Below are 1260 nucleotides of genomic sequence, written 5' to 3' on the forward strand. Positions count from 1 at the left end.
GTAAGCGGCTCCGCGTTTATACCATTGTAGACTTCTCATTTATTCGTACCTTTGCACCATCATTTTAAAATCAAACAAATTATGACAGCAAACGAACGTTTTGAGAAGGCTTGGGGGTCCTTCTTAGTCTATCTGAATCGAAACCCCAAGGCTCAACTTACTCCTTTCTTGAAGGAAAGACATATAAATCATCGCACCATGATGAACTGGATGTGCGAAAAAGGATATTCAGTTTTACGTGCCAAGCAGGAAATCCGCCAAGCCCAGGAGGCAGCCCGCAGAGAAAAAGCAGAAGCATCTGCATCAAGTACAGGCATGATGTTCGTGCCTATGGAACCTCCTTCCATAGATCTTCCTATGGAAGACCTCCTTTATGGCATAAACATAACCTTTCCAAATGGAACTTTGGTTTCCGTTAAAAAAGGATGTGCCAAGTCTGTTATGGCGTTGATGAAACTTTATGAGAAGGAGGATGCAGTATGTTTGGATTGAATGAGAGTACCCAGTACTATGTCTGCCAGAGATACGTACGAATGAACATGGGCATAAATGGCCTGTATCAGATAGTGAGAACCGAGATGGAACTTCCGCCACTTGGTGGTGCGGTATTCATCTTCTTCTCCAAGAACCGCCAGCAGGTAAAATTGCTCAAATGGGATGGCGATGGTTTCTTGCTGTACCAGAAGCGACTGGAGCGAGGAACCTTTGAATTGCCATTCTTTGACCCCAAGAACAAACAATGCAAAATGCCGTACAGGACACTATCGGCCATCATGAGCGGAATTTGCCTAAAAAGCATGAAATATAGAAAGAGGCTTAACTTATAGCTTTGCTATACTGTATTTAACATATTGTATATCAGTAAGATAATAAGAATAAATATCTGAAATTACTTGCATATCTCGATATTTTTTCGTACCTTTGCACTATGAAAAAGGACGAAATTATAGAACTTCTAAAGGAGCAACTAAGAGTTGCTAATGATACAGTGAGTTCGTTGACTACACAGGTCAACGAACTCATTGAACGTATAAAGTCATTAGAAGAACTACTCGTCCAGAAAGGAATCGCCATAGACAAAGCGAATCGTCAGAACAAGGCACTCGGCAAGCTCGTTTCAGGCAAGAAGTCCGAACGTCAGGAGAAGAATCCACAAGACTCGATGACCCAGGAGGAATTTGACAAGAAGAAAAAAGAGCAGGCCGAAAAAAGAAAGGCACGCAAGAACAACGGAGCCAAGCGTGACATGCATTACGAAAT

Annotated in this window: 2 protein-coding genes and 1 pseudogene; all 3 read left to right on the forward strand. The window is 42.1% G+C overall.

The annotated features are described in order from the left end of the window. The first annotated feature begins 81 nt into the window (after positions 1-81). Entirely contained in the window at positions 82-492 is a 411-nt protein-coding gene (locus DW830_RS15470; protein ID WP_119250493.1) for a hypothetical protein, read from the forward strand. Beyond that, entirely contained in the window at positions 480-827 is a 348-nt protein-coding gene (gene tnpB, locus DW830_RS15475) for an IS66 family insertion sequence element accessory protein TnpB (protein ID WP_117729519.1), read from the forward strand. The genes DW830_RS15470 and tnpB overlap by 13 nt, the downstream gene beginning before the upstream one ends. Before the next feature lie 161 nt (positions 828-988). Beyond that, a pseudogene (locus DW830_RS15480) lies at positions 989-1260 on the forward strand (IS66 family transposase); the annotation flags it as partial.

This window comes from Prevotella sp. AM34-19LB (assembly GCF_003468525.1).
Taxonomy (GTDB): domain Bacteria; phylum Bacteroidota; class Bacteroidia; order Bacteroidales; family Bacteroidaceae; genus Prevotella.